We start from the raw sequence: 25,704 nt of genomic DNA, 5'->3' as shown, positions 1-25,704 counted from the left end.
CGGCTACAGCGCTTTCACCGCTTCTTCGATCAACCCGAATATCTCCCTGGGGCGCGATGCCAGCGATGCGTGGCTGGCATCCAGGGTGATGGTCTTCCGGGCCTGGATGCGCTCGGCCATCCAGGCCTGGGTGGCAGGCGGGATCATCTGATCGCCGGATGACACCTGATACCAACTGGGTTTACCACGCCAGGCCGGCGCTCCGGCCTTGTCTTCGAAGCAGCGCGCGGCAATGGGTTTCTGCGTGACCGACATGACCTGGGCGTCCCGCTCGGGAAGGTCGGCGCAGAAATTGGCGTGGAAGCTGTCGCCCGCCAACCAGAGAAAACCTTCCTGATCCGGACGGATGCCGCCGGCACCTTGCGGTGGTTCGGCGCGGGCGAAGATGCCACCCAGGCTGTCGCCCTCATCCGGCGCGAAGGCGGCGACGAACACCAGCCCCACGACATTGGCTGCATGGCCGGCGCCGGAGATGACCGCTCCACCGTAGGAGTGCCCGACCAGCAAGGTGGGCCCGCCAAGGGACTCGGCGAGCTTGCGGGTGCGCGCCACGTCGTCAGCCAGGGCGGTCAGGGGATTCTGTACCGCACTGACCGAGTACCCGGCATCCAGCAGCAGGGGAATGAGGTAGCGCCAGTGCGAGGCATCGCCCCAGGCGCCGTGGACCAGCAGGATATTGGGCTTGGCAGGCATGACCTTCTCCATCGACTCAGCGGGTGCAGCACCTGCAAAGCCTAGCCGCTGGTCACCCTGGCACCTGTTCCAGCCGTCAGATTGCCAGGCTGTCCACTACACCGCCGTCCACACGCAGGGCGGCGCCGGTGGTTGCCGAGGACAGCGGTGATGCCACGTATGTCACCAGGTTGGCAACTTCCTCTACCTCGGCAGCGCGCTGGATGATGGAGCTGGGACGCGCCCTGCGGACGAAAGCGTCCACTTCTTCCCGTGCGCTGCGTCCGGATTCACGCATGGCGTCGGCGACCATCGTGGCCACGCCCTCGGTGAAGGTAGGGCCGGGAAGGATCGCATTGACCGTGACCCCGGTGCCGGCAAGGCGCTTGGCCAGGCCGTGGGAAACGGCCAGGTTGGCGCTCTTGGTAACGCCGTAATTGATCATGTTGGCGGGAATGGCGATTCCGGACTCGGACGACAGGAAAATCACCCGGCCCCATTTCCGCTCTACCATCGTGGGAATGTAGTGACGCGCCAGGCGCACCCCTGAGAGCACGTTGATCTCGTAAAAGCGGGTCCACTCTTCGTCATCGGTCTCGAAGAAGTCCACTTCGTTGTAGATCCCCAGGTTGTTGACCAGGATGTCGGCGCTGGATTCGGCGGCGAACAGCACCTCGGCGCCTGCGGCGGTTCCCAGGTCGGCCACCACTCCGCGTGCCTTGCCGCCGCTGGCCGTGATGCCAGCAACCGCCTCGTCTACCGCTGCCGCGGTACGGCCGACGATTACAACGTCGGCGTTCGCCATTGCCAGGCCGCGGGCGATGCCCAGGCCGATGCCGCCGGTGGAGCCGCTGATGATGGCAGTCTTGCCGCTCAGGTCGATTTTCATGTTTCGGGTCCTCTGAAGGGTAGGCAGCGCTGTTGGCTACCGGTGATCAATGGGGTCTGGGCGGCATCCTAGAATCGGCGTATAAGACCGTCCACGTCCTGATTCGTCATACTTAAGTCCTCGGAGGTCATGTGCTGGATCTCAGACAACTTCGCTATTTCGTCGCGGTCGCCGAAGTCGAACACGTCGGCCGCGCGGCAGAACACCTGCATATTTCCCAGTCCCCCTTGAGCCGCCAGATCGCGCAGTTGGAGGACCGCCTCGGCTTGCAACTGTTCGAACGCAGCCAGCAGCGGTTGCGCCTGACCCGCGATGGCAGGACTTTCCTCCATGAAACCAAGGCGCTGCTCAAGCACGCCGAGCGCCTGGAATCCCTCGGGCGACGACTGGGGCGAGGCGAGGAGGGCGGCCTGTGCATTGGTTACGTCAGCCATGCCATCCACGGCGGTGTGTTGCCTGAGGCGCTGCGTACGGTGCGTGAGCAGCGTCCCGGCATCCACATCGCGCTGTACAACCTTTCTGTGCAGGAGCAGTTCGAAGGGCTGCGCCAACGTAGCCTGGATATCGCCCTGGTTTGCGAGCCGCCAGCAGCCGACGACCCGGAACTGCTCGCCGCGTCGGTGTTCAGAGACCCGCTGCATCTCGCACTCCCGGCCCAGCACCCCTTGGCGGGAAAGGCCAGCATTGAGCCCGCGGACCTGCACGGGCAGGACTGGATCATGGTCGAGAGCAACCTGCTGCAGCACAAACGCGAGAGCTTCCTCGCCAGCTGCGTAGAAGCCGGCTTCACTCCGCAGATCAGGCTGGCAGCGGCCGAACCACTCAGTGCCCTGGGGCTGGTGTCCGCGGGCCTGGGACTGGCGCTGATACAGCAGAGCATCAAAGGTGAAGGCAACGAGAACGTCGTACTGCGTGAACTGCCCTGGCTGAACCAGGACATCGAACTCTGGGCTGCCTGGCACCGAGTCGATCTGCGGCCGATCGTCGGCGACTTCCGCGAAATGGTGCTAGCAGGTACGCGCGCCTGATTCCGACGTGCGCGGCCTCATCCCGAATCAGCCTAGTGCGTCGGGCCTGGGCTCGCCAATTCATCGGCGATCAGGGAGCGGTCAGTTGTCAGGTGGCACTTTTCAAACGAAGAAGACATTGAAGGAACTTCGGTGCGGAGCATCTTCATCTTCGGTACATAAAAGAGTTGTTGCGTGTCGACTCTAGCGAGTTGCTTTTCAGCCGCCTAATGAAAAAGTTGGATTACCTGATCATGCTTTGTTATCGGTCAAGCCAGGTCGACTTGCGAGTTGTCAGGTTCGTGATCTTTTGGCAATTATGTATTTCAGTGAAAGCAAAGATCGCCTGACTCTGTTAGTTATAATTCTTGCCTTTCCCCCGAGAAATCCACCATGTTCCCGTCCCTGGAAAACATCGCCGCCCGGCTTCGCCTGAAACAGCTGCGATTGCTAATTGAACTGGACAACCATGGCTCGCTGCACAAGGCGGCCGAAGAGATGGCGATTTCCCAGCCGGGGGCGACCAAGGTCCTGCGGGAGATCGAATCCATCCTCGGCATGCCGCTGTTCGAGCGGCAACCCAAGGGGCTGGTGCCCAACGACGTCGGGCGTTGCATCACGCGCTATGCGCGGCTGATCTACAGCGACCTGTCACATCTGCGGGAAGAGGTGATGGGCATTATGCAAGGCGAGGGCGGTCGGCTTTCCGTGGGCGTGATCATGGGGGCGGTGCCCCTGCTGAGCCGGGCACTGAGCCGACTGCGACAGAGGCAGCCGACGCTGTCGGTGGAGGTGGTGGAAAACACCAGTGCCAGTCTGCTCGGGCTGCTCGACGAGGGGCGCCTGGATATCGCGATCTGCCGCACCGGCGTCAGCCAGAGAGCCAGTGCCTACCAGAGCGTGGCCCTCAGCGATGAACCGTTGTCGGTGGTCGCCACCCGCAATCACCCACTTGCGGGCGCTGGCCAACTGGATATCAAGGAGCTCAGCAACTACCGCTGGATCGTCTACCCGGTGAATACGCCGATGCGCCAGGCCCTGGAACGTGAGCTCAGTGAGGCGGGCCTCGAGGTACCGCGTTACCCGCTGGAAACCTCGTCGACCTTCGCCACCATGATGCTGCTGCAAGAAGACCCGAACCTCGTAGCGGTGATTCCGCGGGAGGTGGCCGAGTTTGCCAAAGGCTTCGGCATGCTCGTGCAATTGCCGGTTTGCCTGCGCGCACTGGTCGAGCCTTTCGGCGCGGTCAGCCGCACCGGAACCGAGCTGTCGCCGGCTGCGCGTTTGCTGGTGGACGAGCTACTGGCCTGTCGCTGAGGGCGCCACGCGTAGCGCGCGGCGCCCGGCGCACTCCAGAAACTAGCGGATGGGTGAGAAGGCCGCCGGCATCAGCAGCTTGGACTCCTGCTTTATCAGCATCGGGAAGGCCTTGGGCACGAATCGGGTCAGCCAGTCCTGGTCTTCGTATAGCGCGGCGCGCTTCTTGATGCGGTCGTCCAGGCTCTCGTAGGCCCAGATGTGCACTACCTGGTTCAGCTCGCCGATCTCGGTGTACCACCAGCCCACCAGCCGGGTGTAGCGGGAGATCACCGGCAAGCCTTCGGCCTCGAAGTGCTGCAGATACTCCTTCATCTTGCCGATCTGGATGGTGTAGGTACGCATTTCATAAAACATGATCAGGGGTCCTCGGGTTGTGCCGGTCCGCGGCACTCAGTGAGTGCCGTGGTAGGCGCGGGTGATGATGGATTCGATGTCTGCGGCGGTGGTGAGGCGCGGGTTGACCAGTACGTTGCCGCTGCGCATGGAGTCGCTGATCATCTGCGGCAAGAAGTCCAGGTTTACGCCCAGGTCCTTGATGTTGTCCGGTATACCCAGGGCGGCATTCAGCTCCACCACGAAATCCACCACCTTGCGCGCGGCAGCCAGGTCGTCGAGGCCGCTGGTGTCCTGGCCCATGGCGATGGCGATGTCGCGGAACTTCTCCGGACAGGCCGGCAGGTTGAAGCCGATCACGTAGGGCAGCAGCGTGGCGTTGGCAATGCCATGGGGAATGTTGAAGACGCCGCCGAAGGTGTGGGAAATCGCATGCACATTGCCCAGCTTCGACTGGGCGAAGGCGACGCCAGCGAGGAAGGAGCCCAGCAGCATGCTTTCCCGGGCCTCGCTGTCGTTGCCAACGAAGTAGGCCTTGCGCAGGCTGCTGCTGATCATGCGGATTGCCTGGATCGCCAGGGCCTGACTGACCGGGTTGGCCTGCTTGGAGACGTAGGATTCGATGGCGTGGGTCAGCGCATCCATGCCGGTTGCGGCGGTAATGGCCGGCGGCAGCTTCCAGGTCAGTTCAGCGTCGAGTATCGCCAGCTTGGGAAACAGCAGCGGGCTGATGATGACCGTCTTGAACAGCGTCTGCTTGTTGGTAAATACCGTGGATGCAGTGCATTCGCTGCCGGTACCGGACGTGGTCGGGATAGCGAAGATCGGCAGGGGGACGTTCGGGAGACGGTCATAGCCCTCGTAGTCCAGGATGTTGCCGCTGTTGGTGGCCATGGCTGCAACACCCTTGGCGGTGTCGATGCTGCTGCCTCCGCCGACACCTATCACTGCGTCGCAACCGTTCTCCCGGAGGAAGGCCACGGCCTGGTCGAGCACCTCGGTACTAGGGTTGGGCTCGACGCCGGAAAACACCTCGTAGGGGATCTGTGCGTCGACCAGGGATTGGAAGAAACCTTCGAGAACACCTGACTTGATCAGGCCTTCATCGGTAATGACCAGCAGCTTTTCGCGCAGGTAGGGCTTGAGCAGTTGGCCAGCCTTGTGGGCCAGGCCGTTGCCGGATTTCAGGATAGTGGGGAAGTAGAACTGGAAATGGTTCATGGCAGCCTCGTGAGCAATCCGCCAGGGCAGGGGTGAGCCGTGCCGGCGACGTCAGGTACGAAAGGTTCGGATCAGGCCAGCGAAACCGGCAGCAGATGAAGGGCGGGTGAAAGGCGCTCTGCACTCATGGTTTTTCCCTTTTTTGTTGGTTGAGTGTTGTGGGTTGGGGAAGGGCAACTTCGAGATGGAAGCTACAAATCCGTGCCCGCACTTCCAAATGAAAAGAGCTGATCTGCAGATAACCGAAAGTTATCCGCCGTGAGTTGTCTTCGTTGCTTTACGGGGGATTCAGATTGTTCTGGAAGATGATCAGGATCGGTTATCTCCCAATCATGAAGTCTCATTAGGCAGGGACGGATTTGTGAATTAAAAAGTTCTTCCGCCCACTCCTCCATTCCTCTTTCGCGCTGACTAGCCACTCCGTTCCAGTGGGCTGGTGTGACCTTTCTCGACCCGACAATCACAAGAATGAGACGAACCATGAAAACACCGTCCCCTGAAGCGATTTCCGTGCAAGCGGTGGATGCACTCCGGCCCACCAACGTGCGCTGGCGCATCTTCCTGATCATGCTGCTGCTCACTGCCATCAACTACATCGACCGGGCGTCGTTGTCGGTGGCCCTGCCGCTGATTGCTCCTGAGTTCAATCTCTCGCCGGCCATGGAAGGTCTGCTGCTAAGCGCATTCTTCTGGTCCTATGCGTTGATGCAGATTCCCGGCGGCCTGCTGCTGGACCGCTACCAGACCCGCGGGATCATCGGCGTCGCTACCGTTGCCTGGGGGCTGTTCCAGGCCCTGGGCGCGGCGTCGCATAACTGGCTGGTGCTACTGGCCACGCGTATCGGCCTGGGCGTTGCCGAATCACCGATCATGCCGGCGGGCGCCAAGCTCAATGGCGCCTGGCTAACCCCGAACGAGCGCGGTCGAGGTGCAGTCCTGGTGGATGGCGGCGCGCCGTTGGGAAGCGCCCTGGGCGCCATCATCATTTCCGGACTGATCGCCTGGCTGGGCTCCTGGCGGATGGCCTTTGTGGTGGCAGGCGTCGGCACCGTCCTCGCCGGGGTCCTGGCGTGGAAGTACATCCGCAATCATCCGAGCGAGCATGCTGGCGTCAACGAGGCCGAGCTGGAGCACATCACTTCGGCCAACGCCAATGCCCAGCGTGGGCGTCGTGAACACAACCCACCCCTGCGCGTGTTGCTCAAGGATCGCTCCATTCTCGCCATGTTCGCGGGATACAGCTGTGTTCTCAGCGTCTTCTACGGGCTGCTGACCTGGATGCCGAGCTACCTGCACAAGGCCCACGGCCTGGACATCTCGGCGATGGGTGGCGCGACGTTCCTGATCTTCATGTGCGGCTTCGTGGGTGAGCTGATCGGCGGCTGGATCGGCGATCGCTGGAAGTCCGCTGGTGCCTCGCCGAACCTGGTGATGCGCAGCATGTTCAGCGGCTCGGCCCTGGTGGCAGCTGCCTGCATCCTGGGGGCGGCTTACGTTTCGAGCGCGCCGCTGGTGATCGGTCTGCTCTGTGTGGCGATGTTCTTCATCCGGTGGTGCGGCATGTACTGGTGCCTGCCCGCGATCATCGGCGGCCCGGCGAAAACCGGCGTGCTGGCCGGCACCATGAACTTCTGTGGAAACATGGCCGGTGTTGTAGTGCCCATCCTGATCGGTCTTATCGTGGAGTTCAGTGGCTCCTACTTCCTCGCCCTGATCTTCTTCGTGGTGATGGCGGCGCTGCTGGCGCTCTTCTCCAGCTTGATCGACTACCGGGAGCGCACCTGAACGGGCGCGCGTCCGGGTTCCTGACTCCGTTTCATGCCTTGGCTGCACGGCCCGTCCGGATAACGGCGCCGCGCAGTCGCTTTCTGAAGGCGAAAGACCTCGCAGGTCTCAGCTGTGTCGAATTATGACTTGGACGGTCTCATGTGGCTGCCCATAGGATGAGCCCACAGGAGAACGAACCGACTCCTTCAACCACTGAATCAGGAGAAGCCCCATGAACCTCAAGTCTCTGATCACTCATCCCCTTGGCTTCGGTACTGCTCCGCTGGGCAACATGTTCCGCGCAGTGACCGAGGAAGAGGTCAAGGCCACCGTCGATGCTGCCTGGAACAACGGTGTGCGCTACTTCGACACGGCACCGTTTTACGGCGCCGGCCTCTCCGAATCCCGCCTGGGCGCCGCCCTGGCCGGTCGCCCGCGTGATCAATATGTGCTGAGCAGCAAGGTTGGCCGCATCATCCTCGACGAACTGGAGGACCCGTCCAGCCGCGAACTGGGTGAAAAGAGCGGGCTGTTCGAGCACGGCAACAAGAACCGCATCGTCAACGACTACACAGCCGATGGCACCCTGCGTGCCATCGAAGGAAGCCTCAAGCGCCTGCAGACAGACCGCCTGGATATCGTCTGGATCCATGACATCGCCCAGGACTTCTACGGCGATGAGTGGCTCGAGCGCTTCGAGACTGCGCGCAAAGGTGCCTTCCGAGTCCTGACCCGATTGCGGGAAGAGGGTGTGATCAAAGCCTGGGGCCTGGGTGTTAACCGTGTCGAACCCATCGAACTCACTCTCGACCTCGAAGAGCCGCAACCCGATGGCTTCCTCCTTGCCGGTCGCTATTCGTTGCTGGATCACGAGCGTGCACTGCAACGGGTGATGCCGGCGGCGGCTGCGCAAGGCGTCGGGATCGTGGTCGGTGGCCCTTACAGCTCCGGCGTGACTGCCGGTGGTGAGCATTTCGAGTACCAGAAGGCGCAGGCTCCGGTTCTGGCCAAGCTCGAACGCATCCGCCACGTGGCGCAGCATCATGGTGTCGACATCAAGGCAGCCGCCCTGCAATTTGCCTTGGCAAACCCTGCTGTGGTGGCGGTGATTCCTGGTTCCACCCGGGTGCTGCACGCCAATGAGGATCATGCCGCCCTGTCGGCCTCGATTCCGGCGGCCTTCTGGCAAGCGCTGCGCGAGCAGGGCCTGATCGCGGCCCAGGCACCGGTACCTGCCAACTAAGCACCTCGCCAGGCCCTGCGGTCAGCCGGGCCTGGCTCCAAAAATTCTCGATCGATTTCAGGGGCCAGCGCCCCGGGAGATAAGTCCATGAGCAACGCCTACGCCTCCATAGACCTTCACGTCAGCGCCGACCAGGTCTGGCAACTGATTGGTGGCTTCGATTCACTGCCTGACTGGCTGCCGTACATTCCCAAGAGCGCTCTGAGCGAAGGTGGTCGCATCCGCACGCTGCAGAGCATCGAAGGCAAGACCATCATCGAACGCCTGCTGGCTTTCAGCGAAAGTGAACGCAGCTACACCTACACCATCCTCCAGGGCCCAGCTCCGGTTCGCGATTACCAGGCCACCTTGCGTGTACTCGCCAATGGCCATGGCAGCAAAGTCGAGTGGTTCGGTTCCTTCACGCCCGATGGCATCAGTGAGGCGGAAGCCGAAGCGATGTTCGAAGAGATCTACAAGGGGGGACTCGCAGCGTTGAAGCAAACCCTAGAAGGTTGATCACTTTCCAGGTTCTGCTATCAGGCACCCTCTACAGGGTGCCTTTTCTTGTCGTCGGCGATTGTCGGTCGGGAACGCTTAGAAGGTGCCCGGATAGGCACCGCCGTCGAGCAGCAGGTTCTGGCCGGTGAGGTAGCCGCCATGAACGCTGCAAATGAACGCGCAGAAGGCGCCGAATTCTTCCGGGCTTCCGAAGCGTCCGGCTGGAATGGCGCGGCGACGTCTCTCCGCGACTTCCTCCAGGCTGTTGGCGCCATTGGCTGAGGCCTTCAGGGTCTTCTGCAGGCGCTCGGTATCGAAGGCGCCGGGCAGCAGGTTGTTCAGCGTCACATTGCACCCGGCCAACCTCTGTTGGCGCGCCAGGCCGGCGATGAAGCCGGTCAGCCCGCTGCGAGCGCCATTGGACAGGCCGAGTACATCGATTGGGGCCTTCACCGCCCCGGACGTGATGTTGACCACGCGACCGAAGCCGCGCGCCGCCATGTCGTCCACGGTTGCCTTGATCAACTCGATGGGGGCGAGCATGTTGGCGTCAAGCGCCTTCAGCCAGTCTTCGCGGCTCCAGTCACGGAAGTCGCCAGGGGGTGGTCCACCCGCGTTGTTCACCAGTATGTCCACCTGCGGACAGGCATCGAGCAGAGCCTGGCGCACCTCGGGCAGGGCGACGTCGCCAGCTACGCTGCGTACTTCGATCCCCGGATTTTGAGTCCGCAGTTCTTTGGCTGCGGCCTCCAGCGCGTCCTGGCCACGGGCGTTGATTACCAGGTTGACGCCTTCGCGAGCCAGGGCTGCCGCGCAACCCTTGCCGAGCCCCTTGCTGGCGGCGCAGACGATTGCCCAGCGCCCTGTGATTCCCAGGTCCATGTCATCTCTCCTCGAAGTGGATTCAGCGAAGTCATAGGTTCAGTAAACGCAATGGCGGCATCGGTACCGCCAGAAATCCGCGACAACGCTACAGGTGTGAAGGTGCCGTGAGGAGTTTAATCAGCCGCGCCGGGCTGATCTGTATTTTGTGCAGCCTTCTGCCGCTGTTGCCGGGCGCGGCTGATTCCTAGAGTCGGGTTCCAGCCACCCAGGAAATCCTTCGATCATGTACAGCTCGCTCGCGACGCCTTTCGAGCCGCGCGGATTCCAGTCGCGCATTTACGCCGGAGACATTCTCCGCTTCAGCGGGCAGGCCGCCATGGAGCAGTTGGTGGCCCTCTCTCGCGACCTGCTGGAGGCGCGCCTGTATCCCCACCGCCCGGAGCACATCCATCTGCATCTTTCCCACGCTCGGCAAACCCAATGCTTTGCGCAGTGCCAGCAGGAGTTCATCCGTTCGACGGAGGTGCAAACGCTCTGGCGCGATCTGCTGGAGGGGCTGGGCTTCGAGGTCGAGCATCTTGCCTGCGATCGGCTGCATTTGCGCTTCCAGCCACATCAGCAACCCGGTGAAGTCGCTCCGCGCTCACGCACCACGGCAACGATCGCGTTCCACCGGGACACCTGGGGCTCGAACCTCTACGGCCAGACCAACTGGTGGGCGCCGATCTACCCGATTTCGGCCGAGCGAACCTTTGCGATCTATCCGCGTCTGTGGCGTCAGTCGCTGCCCAACACCAGTGCGGAGTTCGACATGCAGGCAATTCTTCAGCGTTCCCATAGCAACGGACGCAATTCGGTGGATGCGGATGAGGCGATTCCCCATCTGCTCGAACAACTGCCGGAAGAAGGTGCGCCGGTTTTGCTGGAGCCGGGGGAGCTGATTGCCTTCTCGGGTGCCCATGCCCATGCCGGAGTGGGCAACAGCAGCGGACTCACGAGGATTTCCTTCGAGACCCGCACGCTGCTGATCCCGGACCTGGAGGCCGGACTCGGTGCGCCCAATGTGGATGGATATGCCCCCTGGATGACGCCGGGGCTGTTTCGTCGCCTGAGCGATGGCAAGCGCCTGGATGAGTTGCTCGGTTGCCGGTTCATCGAGCCCTATGTGGCGCCCTGACCGTCGTCAGGTGAGGACGTAGTCCTGCGGCGTCGGTGCCGGCGGCAGCTCACGCTGGCCCAGGGCATCGAGAATCTCCCGCTCCAGGGTGCGCACCATGGCGTCGGTCGCCAGGTCATTTTCGTCACGGCCGAAGGGGTCTTCGAGCTGGTCGCCGATGGCATCCAGGCCGAAGAAGGTGTAGGCAACGAAGATGGTGATGATGGGTGCCAGCCAGCCCAGGGGCCCAGCCATGGCAAAGGGCAGCAGCAGGCAGAAGATGTAGCTCGTGCGGTGCAGCAAGAGGGTGTAGGGGAAGGGCAGGGGCGTGCCCTTGATCCGTTCGCAGGTGGCTTGCGCCGTGCCAAGACCAGTCAGCCGGGCTTCAAGCAGGGTGTAGCGCCATTCGTTGATCTCGCCGCGACTGGCCAGTCGGGCGCATTCGCTGCCGATATGCCGCAGGATGCCGTCGCTTGGATTGAGGCCGTAGGCTTCGGAGGGGCCGCTCAGCCAGGGACGTGCCGCCTGCCGTTCGTCCTCGTCCCGTAACCGGGCGTTGAGGGCATGGGCGAAACCACAAAGCTCGCGCAGCAGCGTCTCGCGCAGTGCTGCATCGGGAATGGTCACGCTCTGCCGGATGAACGAGCGAACTTCGATGATGACCTGGCCCCATGCCTTGCGCGCCTCCCACCAGCGGTCATAACAGGCGTTGTTGCGAAAGCTCATGAAGATCGACAACGACAGCCCCAGCAGGGTGAAGGGCATGGCGTTGACCTTGATGAACCAGTCGGGATGCAGGTTTTCGACTACGACGATGAGGCAGGCGAGCAGGGTGATCATCACTGTGCGCAGCGCGATGTGGCGCGCGATCGAGCCCTTGAGGGTGGTGAGGATGTCGAGCAGGTTGGGTTTCGGGCGGACGATCATCGGAGTACCGGGCACCAGTGAAGTACGTGTGGCGAAAGCTAAGGCGGTGCCAGCCCTTACGTCCAATCGCTGATGATGACCGATCAATCAGTGCGGTCTATCGATGTTGCTGTGGGGTGGCTGTTTGAGTGGGGGGCTGCATAGATAGGGTCGATGAAAGAACGTGGCGCACCTTCGGCGCCACGCATTGGGGACATAGGCTTGCGAACGGGAAATCCCAGTCCGGGATTGCGGTCACAGCCCCAGTTCGGACAGTCCCGGGTGATCGTCAGGGCGACGGCCCAGGGGCCAGCGGAACTTACGCTCGGACTCCTTGATCGGCAGGTCGTTGATGCAGGCGTAGCGGTTGAACATCAGCCCGTTCTCGTCGAACTCCCAGTTCTCGTTGCCGTAGGAACGGAACCAGTTTCCGGAATCGTCATGCCACTCGTAGGCATAGCGCACGGCAATGCGGGTGTCGGAGTGGGCCCAGAGTTCCTTGATCAGGCGGTACTCGTGTTCCTTGGCCCATTTGCGAGTGAGGAAGGCCTTGGCGTCGGCGCGGTTGAAGGCGAATTCGGCGCGGTTGCGCCACTTGGTATCCAGGGTGTACGCCAGCGAGACCTTCTCCGGATCGCGGCTGTTCCAGCCATCCTCGGCCAGGCGGACTTTGAGAATGGCCGACTCGCGGGTGAAAGGGGGAAGCGGCGGACGAACTTCAGCGTTAGAGGACATGGAAAGTCTCCAATACAAATAGAGGTTCAAAGTTTGAAGTTGCCCGAACGATGACTTCCTATTTACCCAGAAGCGTTTGCGCAACTTGCCGTGCGTTGTCTGCCGAGTTGTTATCACCGAGTACATGGGCAACGGTAATGGCGCCGTCGATCAGGACTAGAAACTGCCTGGCCAGGGCGTCCGCGTCGACGGCTCCATATTGCTGGCAAATCCCCAGTACGAAACCGAGCAACTTTTCTTTGTGCTCTTTGGCAACCAGGCGAACGGGGTCTTGAGGGTCACCCGTTTCACCTGCGGTATTGATGAAGGCGCAGCCCCTGAAGCCGTCCGACTCGAACCAGCCCTTGAGCACGCTGAATATCTGCAGCAGCTGCGCTTCGGGCGTCTCGGCCTTTTCGACCTCGTTTCTGAACCAGTTCATCCAGCGCTCGTCACGCTGCCTCAATACCTCTGCTACCAATTCGTCCTTGGTTCCGAAGTATTTGTAGATACTCTTGCGCGCAACCCCGGAAGTCTTGACCAGAAGGTCCATGCCAGTGGCATTGATACCGTTTCTGTAAATCAGGTCTTCGGCGGTTTCGAGAAGTTTATCTTTGACATCGGTAGTTGATTTGCTGTCCATGTGAAAGATGGTAGAACGATCGTTCTCCACGAGCAAGCCTCTTTTCTAAAAAAGGTATGAACGGTCTTCCGGTGGATGAAAGCCATGAGTTCTCGGCTTCATCCATCGCTGCCGAAGTGTAATTCCGTGCCGCGCGGGATCGGCGTTTGTGGGGAGCAGGGCAGCCTGCAACCAGCGACTATACTTGCCACGAAATCTGCCACTGGGGGAACAGAGGCCGAGCATCCGGTCATGCCGGAAGCCAGAATGTGATTCTGCTGTACAGCCGATGACCGTCGCACGCACGACCGCGCACGAGCATCAGGAACGAGGCGACGGGAACATGGCGATAGCAATCATCCTGATCATCATCGTTGTCGCGTCCGTGCTGTTCCACCTCCTGGCGCCCTGGCACCTGACCCCGGCTGCCTCCAACTGGGGTTCCATCGACACCACGCTGCTCATCACGCTGCTCATCACCGGCGTGTTCTTCGTCGCCATCGTCGGCTTCATGGCGGTGGCGATCATCCGCTTCCGTCACCGCGAAGGCCGGCGTGCGAAGTACGAGCCAGAGAGCCGCAAGCTGGAGTGGTGGCTCACCATCGTCACGTCCATCGGCATCATGGGCATGCTCGCGCCGGGGCTGGTGGTGTACAGCGACTTCGTCCAGGTGCCCAAGGATGCCTACCCGCTCGAGGTGATCGCCCAGCAATGGCAGTGGGCTTTCCGTTTTCCCGGCCAGGATGGCCAGCTCGGCCGCGCTGACGTGAAGTGGGTCAATGCCGGCAACCCGCTGGGGCTGGACCCGCAGGACCCGCTTGGCCAGGACGACGTGCTGATCAAGAACAACGAGGTGCGCCTGCCACTGGACCGTCCGGTGAAGGTCCTGCTGCGCTCGAAGGACGTGCTGCACAATTTCTATATCCCGCAGATACGCGGAAAGATGGACATGGTCCCCGGCATGGTGTCGCACTTCTGGTTCACCCCTACGGTGGCCGGCAAGTACGAGATCCTCTGCGCGGAGTTCTGTGGGGTAGGGCACTTCAACATGCGCGGGATGATGTTCGTCGAGCCGGTCGCGGCCTTCGACCAGTGGCTGGCCGCCCAGCCCACCTTCGCCCAGACCCTGACCACTGCCAGCAAGCCAAGCCCAGGCAGCCTGATCGAGAAGGGCCGCCAGTTGGCGGAATCCCACGGTTGCCGCGCCTGCCACAGCCAGGACGGCAGTGCCAGTCTCGGACCGGGTTGGAAGGATCTGTACGGCCGCGACGAAAAACTGGTGGACGGCAGCAGCGCGAAGGTGGACGACGCCTACCTGAAGGAGTCCATCCTCGATCCCAAGGCCCGCCTGGTGCAAGGCTATCCGCCAGTGATGGTGCCCTATACTTTCAACCAGGATGAGCTGGCCGCCCTGATCGCGTTCATCCAGTCGCTGAGCGCCGCCGGTCAACAGCAGCAGAACGCTCCGGGAGCAGCAAGCGATGCAACAGAGCAGGGCCGGCAACTGGCCGAGTCCCTCGGTTGCCTGGCCTGCCATACCATCGATGGCAGCCAGGGCGTGGGACCCGGATGGCAAGGGCTCTACGGCAAGACCGAAACCCTGGCCGATGGTAGCCAGGTAAAAGTGGATGAGGCCTACCTCAAGGCGTCGGTGCTCCAGCCCGCGGTGGCCGTGGTCAAGGGGTATCCGCCGGTGATGCCGGCCTTCACCCCGAGCGACCCTGAACTGGAAGCGATCATCGCGTTCATCAAGTCCAGGGCCAATCCCGACGCCGCGAAGCAGGAACAGGCGCCGTAGAACCGGACGGACCCGTTGCGTTACGGAGGGCTTGCAATGGCCCACGTCGAGCATGCCGAAGCCGAGGCGCTACACGAGCCGACGAGCTTCTTCACGCGCTACATCTGGAGCCAGGACCACAAGGTCATTGCCGTCCAGTATTCCCTGACCGCGATTTTCGTGGGCCTGATCGCCCTGGTGCTGTCTGGGCTCATGCGCATGCAGATCGGCTTCCCCGGCAGCCTGGAATTCATGGACCCGAGCACTTACTACCAGGCCATGACCATGCACGGGATGATCATGGTGATCTACCTGCTGACGGCACTCTTCCTCGGCGGCTTCGGCAATTACCTCATCCCGCTGATGGTGGGCGCGCGGGACATGGTCTTTCCCTACGTCAACATGCTCAGCTACTGGTTCTACCTGCTCTCGGTACTGGTCCTGCTGGCCAGCTTCTTCGTTCCGGGCGGCCCGACCGGGGCGGGCTGGACACTCTATCCACCCCAGGCCATAACCCAGGGTACGCCGGGCATGGAGTGGGGCATCGTGCTGATGCTGGTATCCCTGGCGATCTTCATCGTTGCCGCCACCATGGGCGGCCTGAACTATGTCACCACCGTGCTGCAGGCACGTACCCACGGCATGACACTGTTCCGCATGCCGCTCTCGGTGTGGGGCATCTTCATGGCGTCGATCCTGGCGCTGCTGGCCTTCCCGGCGCTGTTCGTCAGCGCGGTGATGATGCTCTTCGACCGTCTGCTGGGTACCAGTTTCTTCATGCCGGCGCTGATTTCCATGGGGCAGCAACTGGACCACCAGGGCGGCAGCCCGATCCTCTTCCAGCACCTGTTCTGGTTCTTCGGCCACCCAGAGGTGTACATCGTCGCGCTGCCGGCCTTCGGCCTGGTTTCGGACCTGATCAGCACACACGCGCGGAAGAACATCTTCGGCTACCGCATGATGGTCTGGGCCATCGTTGCCATCGGCGTGCTGAGCTTCGTGGTCTGGGCCCACCACATGTACGTCAGCGGGATGAATCCGTACTTCGGCTTTTTCTTCGCCGTCACCACCCTGGTGATCGCCGTGCCTACCGCCCTCAAGGTCTACAACTGGACCCTGACCCTCTGGCATGGGGACATCCACCTGACGGTGCCGATGCTCTTCGCCCTGGCCTTCATCGTCACCTTCCTGGTGGGCGGCCTGACCGGACTGTTCCTCGGCAACGTGATCGTCGACATCCCGCTCTCGGACACCTATTTCGTGGTGGCGCACTTCCACATGGTCATGGGCGTGGCACCAATACTTGTGGTGTTTGGTTCGATCTACCACTGGTTCCCGAAAGTCACCGGGCGGATGCTCAACGACACGCTCGGCAAGCTGCATTTCTGGATCACTTTCCTCGGTACCTATGCCATCTATTTCCCCATGCACTATCTCGGGTTCCTCGGCATGCCGCGCCGTTACTACGCATACCCGAACTACGAGTTCATCCCGCATTCGGCCCAGCAGTTGAATGCCTTCATCACCGTGGCGGCGCTGATCGTGGGCGTGGCGCAGTTGCTGTTCCTGATCAACCTGGCTTGGAGCACCTTCAAGGGACGGCCGGCGGGTGGTAATCCATGGAAGGCCGCGAGCCTCGAATGGCAGACCCCGGATACGCCGCCCGTGCATGGCAACTGGCGGGAGAAACTCCCTGTGGTGCACCGCTGGGCTTATGACTACAGCGTTCCAGGTGTGGAGCAGGACTTCGTCCCGCAAACCGTTTCGGAAGAAGAGCTGCAGCGCATGCGCGAAGCGAACGGCAATCCGGCACCAGTGGAGAAACGGCCATGAGTACGCAGCTCTGGAAACACGCTGAAGATGGCGAACCCGGCGGCTGGAGACCAGGCGACAGCCCCGGACCCGAGGCGCCGATCCAGGATCGTGACCGGACCGCAAAGGTTGGCCTGGCGGTGTTCCTCGGCGTGGTGACTGCGCTGTTCCTGCTGTTCCTGTTGGCCTTCATCACGCGTTCCCAAGTGTCGGACTGGCGCCCGCTGACCTATCCACTGGCGCCGTTGGCCCATCCCTGGATGCTCTGGGTGAATACGGCTCTGCTGGCACTCGGCAGCGGTTGCCTGCAATGGGCCAAGGTGGCGGGGGAGCGCAGCCAGGCAAGCACTGCGGCCCTGGCCTTCCTGCTGGGGGGCGTCTTTGCCGTGGCCTTTCTCGTTGGCCAGCTCTGGGTCTGGCAGCAGTTCACTGCCTGGGGTTACCTGGTCTCGGGCAACCCGGCCAACAGCTTCTTCTATCTCCTGACCGGCCTGCACGGCGTGCACCTGGCCGGCGGATTGGTGGCCTGGGCGATGGTTGGCGTTCGCATGCGCGCAGGTCCGAGTGATCGGCTGCGGACCGGCATGGCGTTGTGCGCCTTCTACTGGCACTACCTGCTGGGGTTGTGGCTGGTGCTTTTCGCGTTGCTCACCAGTTCCCCGGAAATCTACCAGGCCATAGCGGCCTTCTGCGGGCTGAGGTGAAGCCATGGCCAGTTCAAGGGAGAGCCCGGCCCCCAGTACCTGGCGCGCCATAGCCAGCGATTGGTCCTCGGATCGCGATGCCTTCAAGCAGGTGCCCTGGGGCAAGGCGATGATGTGGATCTTCCTGCTCAGCGACACCTTCATCTTCACCTGCTTCCTGACTGGCTACATGTCGGTGCGCATGAGCACGACCGCCACCTGGCCCAATCCGAGCGAAGTCTTCGCCCTGACCATCGGTGGTGCGAGCATTCCCCTGATCCTTATCGCCATCATGACCTTTGTGCTGATCAGCAGCAGCGGCACCATGGCAATGGCGGTGAACTTCGCCTATCGCCACGAGCGGGTACGTTGCGCTGCCTTGATGCTGGCCACCGCTGCCTGTGGCGCCACCTTCGTCGGCATGCAGGCGTTCGAGTGGAGCAAGCTCATTTCCGAAGGGGTGCGGCCCTGGGGCAACCCCATGGGTGCGGCGCAGTTCGGCGCCAGCTTCTTCATGATCACCGGCTTCCACGGGCTGCACGTGTCGGTGGGTGTCATCTATCTCTGTACCGTGGCATTCAAGGTGCTGCGTGGGGACTACGAGCAACGCGGGAACTACCAGATCGTCGAGATCGCCGGCCTCTACTGGCACTTCGTGGATCTGGTCTGGGTCTTCATCTTCGCGTTCTTCTACCTGTGGTAGAGCAGGGGAGAAATGAGATGGCGCACGCACAGGGTCAACAACATCCGATCAGCCTGTACCTAAAGATATGGGGGCTGCTGTTCATCCTCAGCACCCTGTCCTACCTGGTGGACTACTTCCACTTCGTCGGCGTCTTCCGTTGGTCGATGATCCTCATCCTGATGCTGTTGAAGGCGGGGCTGATCGTCTCGATCTTCATGCACATGGCATGGGAACGCCTGGCGCTGGTCTACGCCATCCTGGTGCCACCCTTGTGCCTGCTGGTACTGGTGGGGTTGATGGCTGCCGAGGCGGATTACGTGTTCCTCACGCGGGGAACGTTCCTGGGGCAGTAGTGCTCGTTGAGCCGAAATCTCTGGCCCAGAAGCAGGGTGCGCGATGCGCACCGAGGGGATACTTACGACGCCGAGCCTTTCTATGGCGCGCAGGTTGGATAGCGCTGCTTCTATCCACCAGCCCTGCAATGCTGGGCTTCGTTCCTCGTACCAACCTACTGCAGGACTACGTCCTGCTTGGCGAATGAATTCGCCCTACAACGGCACGACCTGCTTTGTAGGTTGTGGTAGAGCGAAGCGAAACCCAACGATTCGCGGTGAGGCCCAGTTCCGCGAATGAATCCTTCGGCATACCCCCCTCTCCCCGCAGAGAGAGAGGGGGAGAGGGCGCCCTAGATGGTCCGTTTGAACTGATGCCAGCGATGCAGCCAGGAAACTATCCAGTGTGGCGATGCGGAACCTGTGCCGGCCAGGCGCAGCTGCGGATGGTGATTGATGACTCGGTCGAGTACGGATTCCTGATCCGGGTCCACGTCGACGAAGAAGATATGTTCACCTTCCCGGACCTTCTCCTTCAGATTGCGGAAGTGAGCGTTGGGTACCTGGATACCGAAGAAACCGCCTTCCCAGATGCAGAAACCGAGTACGACCACCGCAAGGAATACGAAGGGGACCCAGCCCGCCGGCGTATCAGTCCAGCCCGCAAGCCAGGCACCTAGCAACACCAGCGCTGCCAGAGGCACGCCAATCGCAGCGCCAATCTCGCCGGAGTGGACGACATCCTGCTTCATGAAGGAATTCACATCATGGAGATGATGCTGTTCGACATCGGCATCCTTGTCGCTCAGCACATGGATCTGTTCGGTATTGATGCCATTGGCCTCGAGCTCGGACTCGAGGGTTTCCAGATCATCGAGGTTGTTGCTGATGTAGTAGTGCCTGTTCATGACTCACCTCCGGATTATGGTTCGAAGTGGTCGTTCGCCTCCCGCAATCGATGGATTTATTCCCGATGGTTATCAATGAGCCCTGGTTGAAAATTCAGGGTTCTTTCACTTGAAAATTATAGCATCCGGATTTCCTGTCGAACGCCTGTAACCCTTGTGGCGCGCGGCATCGGGCGATGACTGACGCTTCTCGACGATCGGGCTTGTCTAAACTGCTGATTGAACAGCTGGCGTGGCAACGCACAAGTCAGGAGGGTTGCTAGATGAATACATTGACCATCAAGAGCTGGTGCAAACCCCAGGGCGTGGAAAGGTCCATTCCGATGGGAGATCTGCACTTTCACGTCAACGACGCTGACCATCTGCTGCTTGAGGAAGCGGAAGAGCGCCTGCAGAAAACCCATGAGCCCGAAGTGATGATCGATGCTGAAATGGAGCACATGGAACTGGTCACGCCCAGCGAGTGCGGTTCGCTCTCGGATCTGCAGTTCCGCGTCTTTCTCAGCAAGGACGACGACCGCGGTTTGTTCCACCTCGTGGGCCACCGCGAGAGCGACGGAAGCCTGGTGTACACCAACACGGTGATGATCGATCAGTTGGGCTGACAAGCAGCAAGACCGATCGCGCGGGTGGCATCGAGCCACCTGCGCGGTTGTCGTTCAAGCGAGCAAGGCAGCCAGTTCTCCCTGGCGCTCCAGCGCCGCCAGGTCATCGAATCCGCCCACATGGCGCTCGCCAATGAAGATCTGCGGCACCGTTCGACGTCCGGTCCTTTCCAGCATCTCTGCCCGCAAACGCGGGTCGGACTCGACATCGATCTCGGTCGCGGTAACGCCCCGGCGCGCCAGCAGGGCCTTGGCGTTCCTGCAGTAGGGGCAGTAACCGGTGGTGTACATGGTCACCTGGCTCATGGTGGTTCTCCATCGGATTGGGATAGGGCTCAGCGTTCAAGCCTGCAATGAATGCTATGGAGCTGCCTGTCAAAGTGGGTTCAAATAGTCCAATTTATGCGGCAGATCGTCTAAATCTGAGGGTGAAACACGTGGACAGACTGTCGTCCCTACTGAGCAACTTCAGCCTGCATGCCTCGACCTTCTACAGCGGTGGCTTTTGTGGTGTTGCGGCCTATCCGGGCGACGTGCCGCGCGGCTATGTGCACTTGCTGCGCGCCGGGCGGGTGACGCTGGGTTCGAGCCATGGAGAAGGTGTGGTGATCGACGAGCCGAGCCTGATGCTGATGGGACGCCCGCTGGCGCACCGCGTGAGCGCCAGCGACGAAGACGGCGCCGAACTGGTGTGCGCCACCATCGAGTTCGATGGCGGGGTCGACAATCCGTTATCGCGGGCGCTTCCGGAGTACCTGTTGTTGCCCCTGTCCGCGGTGCCGAGCATCGCTGGTGCCATCGACTGGCTGTTCAGCGAGGCCTTTGGCGACGATTGCGGGCGTGAAGCCGTGCTCGACCGCCTCTTCGAACTGATGGTCATCCAGCTCCTGCGCCACCTGATGGCCAGCAATCAGCTTTCCGGCGGCATGCTGGCGGGCCTGGCGAATCCTCGGTTGTCCAAGGCGATGACCCTGATGCACGACGCTCCCGCCAAACCCTGGTCGGTGGCCGATCTCGCGCTGGCCGCCAACATGTCCCGTGCCAGCTTCGCCGCGCAGTTCCGCGAGGTGGTGGGCATGACCCCGGCGGATTACCTGGTGAGCTGGCGTGTGAGTCTGGCCCAGAAGCGCCTCCGGGAAGGACGGCCCATTGCGCTGATCGCCGATGAAGTGGGCTACGAGAGCCCATCCGCCCTGGCCAGGGCCTTCCGCCGCAAGGTGGGTGCCAGCCCGAGGGAGTGGGTACAGCGGCTGGCTTGAGCGCAGTCAGGCGATTTTCCATCTCGACCTGGCAGCCGTCGGTGCTTTGTATGTGCGTGTGTCAGTCGCGCGGCCATATACATGCGCTTGCAGAACCCTCCGGGTCCTGACACATCGTCGGCAGATGCCGGGGATAGGGTGAAGCCACCCCAACCTGTCTCCCCGAGGCTACTGCCATGCTGAACATTCGAACCCTCACCACCGCTGCGGCACTGATGGCAATCGCTGGTTTTGCCCAGGCACATGACGCAAAACCCCAGGCCAGTTGGCAGAACGGCATCCACCGTACGGACCTCACGCGCCACGATCTGGAAGTTCCCGGATACGAAGCCATCCAGGTTCTGGTGGACTTCGAGCCAGGCGTCGCGTCACCTCGACATTCCCATCCGGGCGCGGAAGTTGCCCATGTGATTTCCGGCACCTTCGAGTACCAGCTGGAAGGCCGTCCAAACGTCATCCTCAAGGCGGGCGAGTCCCTGTTCATTCCCGCCGGCACGGCCCATGTCGCGACGAACGTCGGAAAGGACAAGGCATCGGAACTGGCGACCTATATCGTGAAGAAAGGCCAACCGCTCCTGAAGCTGGAGGAGTAACTGGGGCGGCTAGAAGGAAGAATGGCTGAACACACTTGCATTTGTAGGAGCGAGCTTGCTCGCGAAGGGTCGTGCTCGGAACTGTTCGCGAGCAAGCTTGCTCCTACACAAACACACCTCGACTTCTGCAAGAATACGCGCCGCTTTTTTCCTTGCACCGAGCTGTCCATGCCGTCGATTCAAGCCTTTCTATCCCATCTGAAACCCTGCCACGGTGAGTGGCCATGAGCGGCGCCGTCGAGCTGGTCGAAACCGCCGTTGAGCACATGGAGCTGATCCGAAACCTGTATCAGTTTTACGCCTACGAGTCCTCGGACTGGGAACAGGAAGACGTGGATGTCGACGGCCGCTTCTACATCCATGAGGAACACCTGGCGCGGTACTGGCAGGAGCCCCTGTGGAGCGCCCACCTGATCCTGGTTGACGGATTCATCGCCGGATTCCTGCTGATCGAGCGGAGCGAACTACCCGGAATCGATGCCCTCGAATTGGCGGACCTGTTCATCCTCAAGAAGTACCGGCGCCTGGGTGTAGGCCGCGCCGTGGCCACGCAGGTCCTGACGAGCGGGACTAACGACTGGCTGGTGCGCTTCTACCGGCAGGACGAAAGCGCCCTGGCGTTCTGGCGAACCGTGCTGGGCGAGCTTGCGCGAACGGTGCACGAGATCGCTCCAGATGACGAACCGCAATTGTTGAGCTACCTGGTGACGCGGGTGACTCACTGAACCGCGCGTTGCAGGTTGTTCGGCTGGATCATAATCCTGTCATTTTCGATCATTGAACCTGGTATTTTCGGGCCGTATCGTCCTTCTTCGCCCTGCCTGCCAGACGCATTGCCTCGCGCCTGCCGGGCTTCCAGAAGAAGAACAATCGAGAGGAAGTGACGATGTCCGAATTGAACCTGCATCCCCAGGCCGCCGCCTCGCTGCAACGCTGGCATGAGATGGTCGAGCGGCAGGATCTCTCCGCGCTGCCGGAGTTGCTGGCGGAGAACGTGGTATTTCGCTCGCCCATGGCGCACACACCTTATCCGGGGCCGATGGTGGTCTCGACCATCCTCAATACCGTGCTCAAGGTGTTCAACGACTTCACCTACCACCGTCAACTGGCCACCGCCGATGGACTCAATGTGGTGCTGGAGTTCAGCGCGCACGTCGATGGCCGTAACCTGAAAGGCATCGACATGATCCGCTTCGACGAGCAGGGCAAGATCGTCGATTTCGAGGTGATGGTCCGCCCCATGAGCGGCTTGCAAGCGCTTGGCGAAGAGATGGGCCGACGCCTGGGTGGCTACCTTGCGGCAGCCAAGGCCTGACAGCGCACTGCGTAGCATGGGCCATGGAATACCCATGGCCCGCGCGTTCGGTCAGTTCCGCCCGGCGATCCAGCGGCGATAGCGCCGCGTCCGCGCCGAGGTCGAAACCTGTTGCCCCAGCAAGGCGAGTAGCGGAGAAACCTCAGGTCGCGTGACGCGACCCTTGCTCAGCCGCTGCAACTGGTACTTGACCACGGCCATGTTCGCCATGGCGCCGAGGGTCTTGTTCTTCCAGGTGATGGGGCGCAGGGCAGGGGCGTCGTCGCCACCGTTCGACCATTCCCGCGGAAGATTCGGATTGATCGACAGTGCGGTGGCCATCCCCGCCAGTGCGATGCCGCTCTGGATGACTTTCTCGGCCACGGCGCGACGCCGGATACCGCCGGTGACCATCAGCGGCATTCGCGCAACCGCGGTGATGCTTTCGGCGAATTCCAGGAAGTAGGCCTCTCGGGCGAGGGTGCGACCATCGCGGGCCTGCCCCTGCATGGCCGGGGCCTCGTAGCTGCCACCGGATAGCTCGACAAGGTCCACCTGCAGTTCGTTGAGCATGGCGACCACACTGCGCGCATCTTCCGGGCTGAAGCCTCCGCGCTGGAAGTCCGCCGAATTCAGTTTCACCGACACCACGAAGCCTGGCGAAACCGCGCTACGAACGCCCCGGACAATCTCGACCAGCAGGCGCGCGCGATTCTCCACGGCGCCGCCCCAGCGATCCTGACGCTTGTTGCTGATCGGCGAGAGGAACTGGCTCAGCAGGTAACCATGCGCGGCGTGAATCTGAACGCCGTTGAAGCCGCTGCGTTCAGCCAGTTGAGCGGCATTGACGAAGCGCTGGCGCACCTCCTCGATATCCGCTTCGGACATTTCCCGAGGCACACGGAACTGGTTGGAAAACTTGCCCAGATCCAGGGGCACGGCGGACGGAGCCAGGGTCGGCTGGCCCAGGGCAGCCGGTGTCTGTCGACCCGGATGGTTTATCTGCATCCAGACCTGTGCGCCGCGAGAGCGGGCGACCTCGGCCCAGCGCTGGAAGCGCTCGAGGTGGTTGTCGGTTTCCAGCACCACGCCGCCCGGTCCGGTCATGGCGCGGCCATCCACCATCACATTGCCGGTGATGATCAGCCCGGCGCCGCCATCGGCCCAATGCTGATAGAGGCGCAGCAGCGCTTCGGAGGGGGCATGGTCGCCGTCGGCCATGTTTTCTTCCATGGCCGCCTTGGCCAGACGGTTGGGGATCCGGGTGCCGTTGGGCAGTGCAAGCGGTTCGAACAGGCTCATCGATAGCTCCTCCTTTGCGGAGCCAGGATGCTACGTTTAAAGTTAACTTTAATGTCAAGCGGGTCGGAGCTAACCATGAAAATCGGCGATCTTTCCAGGCACAGCGGTCTTGCCGCATCGCGGATTCGTTTCTACGAATCCAAGGGGTTGCTCACGACTGTGGCGCGCAAGGCCAACGGCTATCGCGAATACCCGCCCGAGGCGTTGCTGATCCTGGAGATCATCACTGGGGCTCAGGCGGCGGGATTCTCGCTGGATGAAATACGTGGGCTGATCCCGGTCGATCTGGGCGACTGGAAGCAGGGAGAACTGGTGGAAGCGCTGCACAAGAAAATCGAGGATATCGAAGCGATGGAACGCAGGCTGGCCCAGAGCAAGGCCAGCTTGCAGGACCTTATCCGGCACATCAGGGAAAAGCCCGAAGGCGTGAGTTGCGTCGACAACGCCAGACGGTTCATCGAAGGCTGGAACGACCCGCAACGGGTGACGTGAAAGCCTGAAGCGGGGTCCGGACGTATCTCAATGTATCCGGGCCTCTTCCACGACGAGTCGCTTACAAATGCTTTTTCTCCGGATACGTCGCGGATACATGGCTGAGGCGAAATAGCCAAACCCGAACGAGGTCAGCCTCGGCGCCTCGCTCCAGGGTTCCAATGCCCTTGTGGCACGCCCCGCGCGACTGATCGCGCCAATGTATCCGGAGAAACTCCATGTCCCGTACCCAGTTCTCGAACAAGACCCGTATTGGCCTGATCGCTGTCGCCCTGGCCGGTGGCATGAACATGGCCTCGTCAGCATTTGCCGTTGAGGCACTGCCCCAGGGCTACATGCTCGCCGCCGCCGACAAGGCCGCCGAAGGTAAATGCGGTGAAGGCAAGTGTGGTGGTGCTGAAACCACTGGAAGCAAGGCCGCCGAGGGTAAGTGCGGTGAAGGCAAATGCGGTGGCGCGGAAGCAGGCGCCGCCAAGGCTGCCGAAGGCAAATGTGGCGAGGGCAAATGTGGCGATGCCTCCTTCGCTCGCACCGACACCGACGACGACGGCCTCGTTTCGCTGAAGGAGCTTCTGGCTGTAGCACCGAACGGCAGTGGCGAATTCGCCGCAATGGACACCAACAAGGACGGTTTCCTGTCCGAGGGCGAGGTCTACAAGTTCCGCAGCAACCAGTACCTCTCCAACGGCAAGAAAGTCCCCACCGAACTGTTCACCAAGATGAGCAAGGCCAAGAGCTGATCCTCTGCCTTGATTAACCCTCCCGGCGCCTGACGCCGGGGAGGTTCCTCAACTTCGGGAGAACGCC

At 61.7% G+C, this 25,704-nt stretch carries 29 protein-coding genes; 18 read left to right on the top strand and 11 right to left on the bottom strand.

What is annotated here, in order from left to right; translation table 11 throughout:
• Positions 1–3: 3 nt before the first annotated feature.
• Together D6Z43_RS06695 and D6Z43_RS06690 are read right to left on the bottom strand one after the other, a co-directional pair.
• The gene (locus D6Z43_RS06695; protein WP_120651203.1) at positions 4–693 is read right to left on the bottom strand and encodes an alpha/beta hydrolase; all 690 of its coding nucleotides are present in this window, start codon (positions 691–693) and stop codon (positions 4–6) included.
• A gap of 76 nt (positions 694–769) precedes the next feature.
• Positions 770–1,561: an SDR family NAD(P)-dependent oxidoreductase gene (locus D6Z43_RS06690; RefSeq protein WP_120651202.1), complete on the bottom strand. Its 792-nt coding sequence runs from the start codon at positions 1,559–1,561 to the stop codon at positions 770–772.
• 131 nt (positions 1,562–1,692) lie between these two features.
• On the opposite strand from D6Z43_RS06690, the gene D6Z43_RS06685 reads away from it, so the two are divergent.
• Positions 1,693–2,589, top strand: a complete 897-nt coding sequence (locus D6Z43_RS06685; RefSeq protein ID WP_120651201.1) for a LysR substrate-binding domain-containing protein — start codon at positions 1,693–1,695, stop codon at positions 2,587–2,589.
• 372 nt (positions 2,590–2,961) lie between these two features.
• The gene (locus tag D6Z43_RS06680) at positions 2,962–3,885 is read left to right on the top strand and encodes a LysR family transcriptional regulator (RefSeq protein WP_120651200.1); all 924 of its coding nucleotides are present in this window, start codon (positions 2,962–2,964) and stop codon (positions 3,883–3,885) included.
• A 42-nt stretch (positions 3,886–3,927) separates the two neighbouring features.
• Here D6Z43_RS06680 and D6Z43_RS06675 read toward each other — a convergent pair whose 3' ends face one another.
• On the bottom strand, positions 3,928–4,242 hold the full coding sequence (locus D6Z43_RS06675) for an NIPSNAP family protein (RefSeq protein WP_120651199.1): 315 nt from the start codon (positions 4,240–4,242) through the stop codon (positions 3,928–3,930).
• Positions 4,243–4,278: 36 nt separating this feature from the next.
• Positions 4,279–5,442 carry an iron-containing alcohol dehydrogenase gene (locus D6Z43_RS06670; protein ID WP_120651198.1) on the bottom strand — a complete coding sequence of 388 codons (1,164 nt, stop codon included), beginning with the start codon at positions 5,440–5,442 and terminating at the stop codon, positions 4,279–4,281.
• 480 nt (positions 5,443–5,922) lie between these two features.
• On the opposite strand from D6Z43_RS06670, the gene D6Z43_RS06665 reads away from it, so the two are divergent.
• The 3 genes from D6Z43_RS06665 (at position 5,923) to D6Z43_RS06655 (ending at position 8,950) form a co-directional block, all read left to right on the top strand.
• Positions 5,923–7,227, top strand: coding sequence for an MFS transporter (locus D6Z43_RS06665; protein WP_120651197.1), 1,305 nt, complete (start codon positions 5,923–5,925; stop codon positions 7,225–7,227).
• 214 nt (positions 7,228–7,441) lie between these two features.
• Positions 7,442–8,452 carry an aldo/keto reductase gene (locus D6Z43_RS06660; RefSeq protein ID WP_120651196.1) on the top strand — a complete coding sequence of 337 codons (1,011 nt, stop codon included), beginning with the start codon at positions 7,442–7,444 and terminating at the stop codon, positions 8,450–8,452.
• A gap of 87 nt (positions 8,453–8,539) precedes the next feature.
• Positions 8,540–8,950: an SRPBCC family protein gene (locus tag D6Z43_RS06655; RefSeq protein WP_120651195.1), complete on the top strand. Its 411-nt coding sequence runs from the start codon at positions 8,540–8,542 to the stop codon at positions 8,948–8,950.
• 78 nt (positions 8,951–9,028) lie between these two features.
• On the opposite strand, the gene D6Z43_RS06650 is transcribed toward D6Z43_RS06655, so the two are convergent.
• Positions 9,029–9,814, bottom strand: a complete 786-nt coding sequence (locus tag D6Z43_RS06650) for an SDR family oxidoreductase (RefSeq protein WP_120651194.1) — start codon at positions 9,812–9,814, stop codon at positions 9,029–9,031.
• A 226-nt stretch (positions 9,815–10,040) separates the two neighbouring features.
• On the opposite strand from D6Z43_RS06650, the gene D6Z43_RS06645 reads away from it, so the two are divergent.
• Positions 10,041–10,934, top strand: a complete 894-nt coding sequence (locus D6Z43_RS06645; RefSeq protein WP_120651193.1) for a hypothetical protein — start codon at positions 10,041–10,043, stop codon at positions 10,932–10,934.
• A 6-nt stretch (positions 10,935–10,940) separates the two neighbouring features.
• Here D6Z43_RS06645 and D6Z43_RS06640 read toward each other — a convergent pair whose 3' ends face one another.
• The 3 genes from D6Z43_RS06640 to D6Z43_RS06630 all read right to left on the bottom strand — a co-directional run bounded on the left by D6Z43_RS06640 (position 10,941) and on the right by D6Z43_RS06630 (position 13,176).
• Positions 10,941–11,840: a bestrophin family protein gene (locus tag D6Z43_RS06640; protein WP_120651192.1), complete on the bottom strand. Its 900-nt coding sequence runs from the start codon at positions 11,838–11,840 to the stop codon at positions 10,941–10,943.
• Between the two features lie 234 nt (positions 11,841–12,074).
• Complete coding sequence (locus D6Z43_RS06635) at positions 12,075–12,554, bottom strand: nuclear transport factor 2 family protein (RefSeq protein WP_120651191.1); 480 nt, start codon at positions 12,552–12,554, stop codon at positions 12,075–12,077.
• A gap of 58 nt (positions 12,555–12,612) precedes the next feature.
• Positions 12,613–13,176 carry a TetR/AcrR family transcriptional regulator gene (locus D6Z43_RS06630; RefSeq protein ID WP_120655204.1) on the bottom strand — a complete coding sequence of 188 codons (564 nt, stop codon included), beginning with the start codon at positions 13,174–13,176 and terminating at the stop codon, positions 12,613–12,615.
• Positions 13,177–13,498: 322 nt separating this feature from the next.
• Here D6Z43_RS06630 and D6Z43_RS06625 point away from each other — a divergent pair, with 322 nt between their 5' ends.
• Genes D6Z43_RS06625 through D6Z43_RS06605 form a run of 5 tightly spaced genes read left to right on the top strand, consistent with a single transcriptional unit; the run spans position 13,499 to position 18,465 of the window.
• Positions 13,499–14,953 (top strand): cytochrome c oxidase subunit II, encoded by a 1,455-nt coding sequence (locus D6Z43_RS06625; RefSeq protein ID WP_120651190.1) that lies wholly within the window; start codon positions 13,499–13,501, stop codon positions 14,951–14,953.
• A 36-nt stretch (positions 14,954–14,989) separates the two neighbouring features.
• The gene (gene ctaD / locus D6Z43_RS06620) at positions 14,990–16,765 is read left to right on the top strand and encodes a cytochrome c oxidase subunit I (protein WP_120651189.1); all 1,776 of its coding nucleotides are present in this window, start codon (positions 14,990–14,992) and stop codon (positions 16,763–16,765) included.
• Positions 16,762–17,448 (top strand): cytochrome c oxidase subunit 3, encoded by a 687-nt coding sequence (locus D6Z43_RS06615; RefSeq protein WP_120651188.1) that lies wholly within the window; start codon positions 16,762–16,764, stop codon positions 17,446–17,448. Before ctaD ends, D6Z43_RS06615 begins: the two co-directional genes overlap by 4 nt.
• A gap of 4 nt (positions 17,449–17,452) precedes the next feature.
• Positions 17,453–18,130: a heme-copper oxidase subunit III family protein gene (locus tag D6Z43_RS06610; protein ID WP_120651187.1), complete on the top strand. Its 678-nt coding sequence runs from the start codon at positions 17,453–17,455 to the stop codon at positions 18,128–18,130.
• 17 nt (positions 18,131–18,147) lie between these two features.
• A complete protein-coding gene (locus D6Z43_RS06605) occupies positions 18,148–18,465 on the top strand; it encodes a cytochrome C oxidase subunit IV family protein (protein WP_120651186.1) in 318 nt (105 codons plus the stop codon).
• A 332-nt stretch (positions 18,466–18,797) separates the two neighbouring features.
• On the opposite strand, the gene D6Z43_RS06600 is transcribed toward D6Z43_RS06605, so the two are convergent.
• Positions 18,798–19,352, bottom strand: a complete 555-nt coding sequence (locus D6Z43_RS06600; RefSeq protein WP_120651185.1) for a magnesium transporter — start codon at positions 19,350–19,352, stop codon at positions 18,798–18,800.
• A 263-nt stretch (positions 19,353–19,615) separates the two neighbouring features.
• On the opposite strand from D6Z43_RS06600, the gene D6Z43_RS06595 reads away from it, so the two are divergent.
• The gene (locus tag D6Z43_RS06595; protein ID WP_120651184.1) at positions 19,616–19,957 is read left to right on the top strand and encodes a hypothetical protein; all 342 of its coding nucleotides are present in this window, start codon (positions 19,616–19,618) and stop codon (positions 19,955–19,957) included.
• A 54-nt stretch (positions 19,958–20,011) separates the two neighbouring features.
• Here the strand turns inward: D6Z43_RS06595 and grxC are convergent, their stop codons facing one another.
• Positions 20,012–20,263 (bottom strand): glutaredoxin 3, encoded by a 252-nt coding sequence (gene grxC, locus D6Z43_RS06590; RefSeq protein WP_120651183.1) that lies wholly within the window; start codon positions 20,261–20,263, stop codon positions 20,012–20,014.
• 131 nt (positions 20,264–20,394) lie between these two features.
• Between grxC and D6Z43_RS06585 the strand changes: the two genes are divergently transcribed.
• From D6Z43_RS06585 to D6Z43_RS06570, 4 genes are all read left to right on the top strand, one after another.
• Positions 20,395–21,216 (top strand): AraC family transcriptional regulator, encoded by an 822-nt coding sequence (locus D6Z43_RS06585; RefSeq protein ID WP_174235576.1) that lies wholly within the window; start codon positions 20,395–20,397, stop codon positions 21,214–21,216.
• A gap of 176 nt (positions 21,217–21,392) precedes the next feature.
• Positions 21,393–21,809 carry a cupin domain-containing protein gene (locus D6Z43_RS06580; protein WP_120651181.1) on the top strand — a complete coding sequence of 139 codons (417 nt, stop codon included), beginning with the start codon at positions 21,393–21,395 and terminating at the stop codon, positions 21,807–21,809.
• Positions 21,810–22,033: 224 nt separating this feature from the next.
• Complete coding sequence (locus D6Z43_RS06575; RefSeq protein ID WP_120651180.1) at positions 22,034–22,534, top strand: GNAT family N-acetyltransferase; 501 nt, start codon at positions 22,034–22,036, stop codon at positions 22,532–22,534.
• Positions 22,535–22,695: 161 nt separating this feature from the next.
• On the top strand, positions 22,696–23,124 hold the full coding sequence (locus D6Z43_RS06570) for a nuclear transport factor 2 family protein (protein ID WP_120651179.1): 429 nt from the start codon (positions 22,696–22,698) through the stop codon (positions 23,122–23,124).
• A gap of 51 nt (positions 23,125–23,175) precedes the next feature.
• Here the strand turns inward: D6Z43_RS06570 and D6Z43_RS06565 are convergent, their stop codons facing one another.
• Positions 23,176–24,405, bottom strand: coding sequence for an NADH:flavin oxidoreductase/NADH oxidase family protein (locus D6Z43_RS06565; protein WP_120651178.1), 1,230 nt, complete (start codon positions 24,403–24,405; stop codon positions 23,176–23,178).
• Between the two features lie 75 nt (positions 24,406–24,480).
• Between D6Z43_RS06565 and D6Z43_RS06560 the strand changes: the two genes are divergently transcribed.
• Together D6Z43_RS06560 and D6Z43_RS06555 are read left to right on the top strand one after the other, a co-directional pair.
• Positions 24,481–24,897, top strand: a complete 417-nt coding sequence (locus D6Z43_RS06560) for a MerR family transcriptional regulator (protein WP_120651177.1) — start codon at positions 24,481–24,483, stop codon at positions 24,895–24,897.
• A 218-nt stretch (positions 24,898–25,115) separates the two neighbouring features.
• Entirely contained in the window at positions 25,116–25,637 is a 522-nt protein-coding gene (locus D6Z43_RS06555) for a hypothetical protein (RefSeq protein ID WP_120651176.1), read from the top strand.
• Positions 25,638–25,704 lie beyond the last annotated feature (67 nt).

Origin of the sequence: Pseudomonas sp. DY-1, assembly GCF_003626975.1 — a bacterium.
Lineage (GTDB): Bacteria > Pseudomonadota > Gammaproteobacteria > Pseudomonadales > Pseudomonadaceae > Metapseudomonas.
This window is presented reverse-complemented; position numbering and strand designations above follow the sequence as displayed.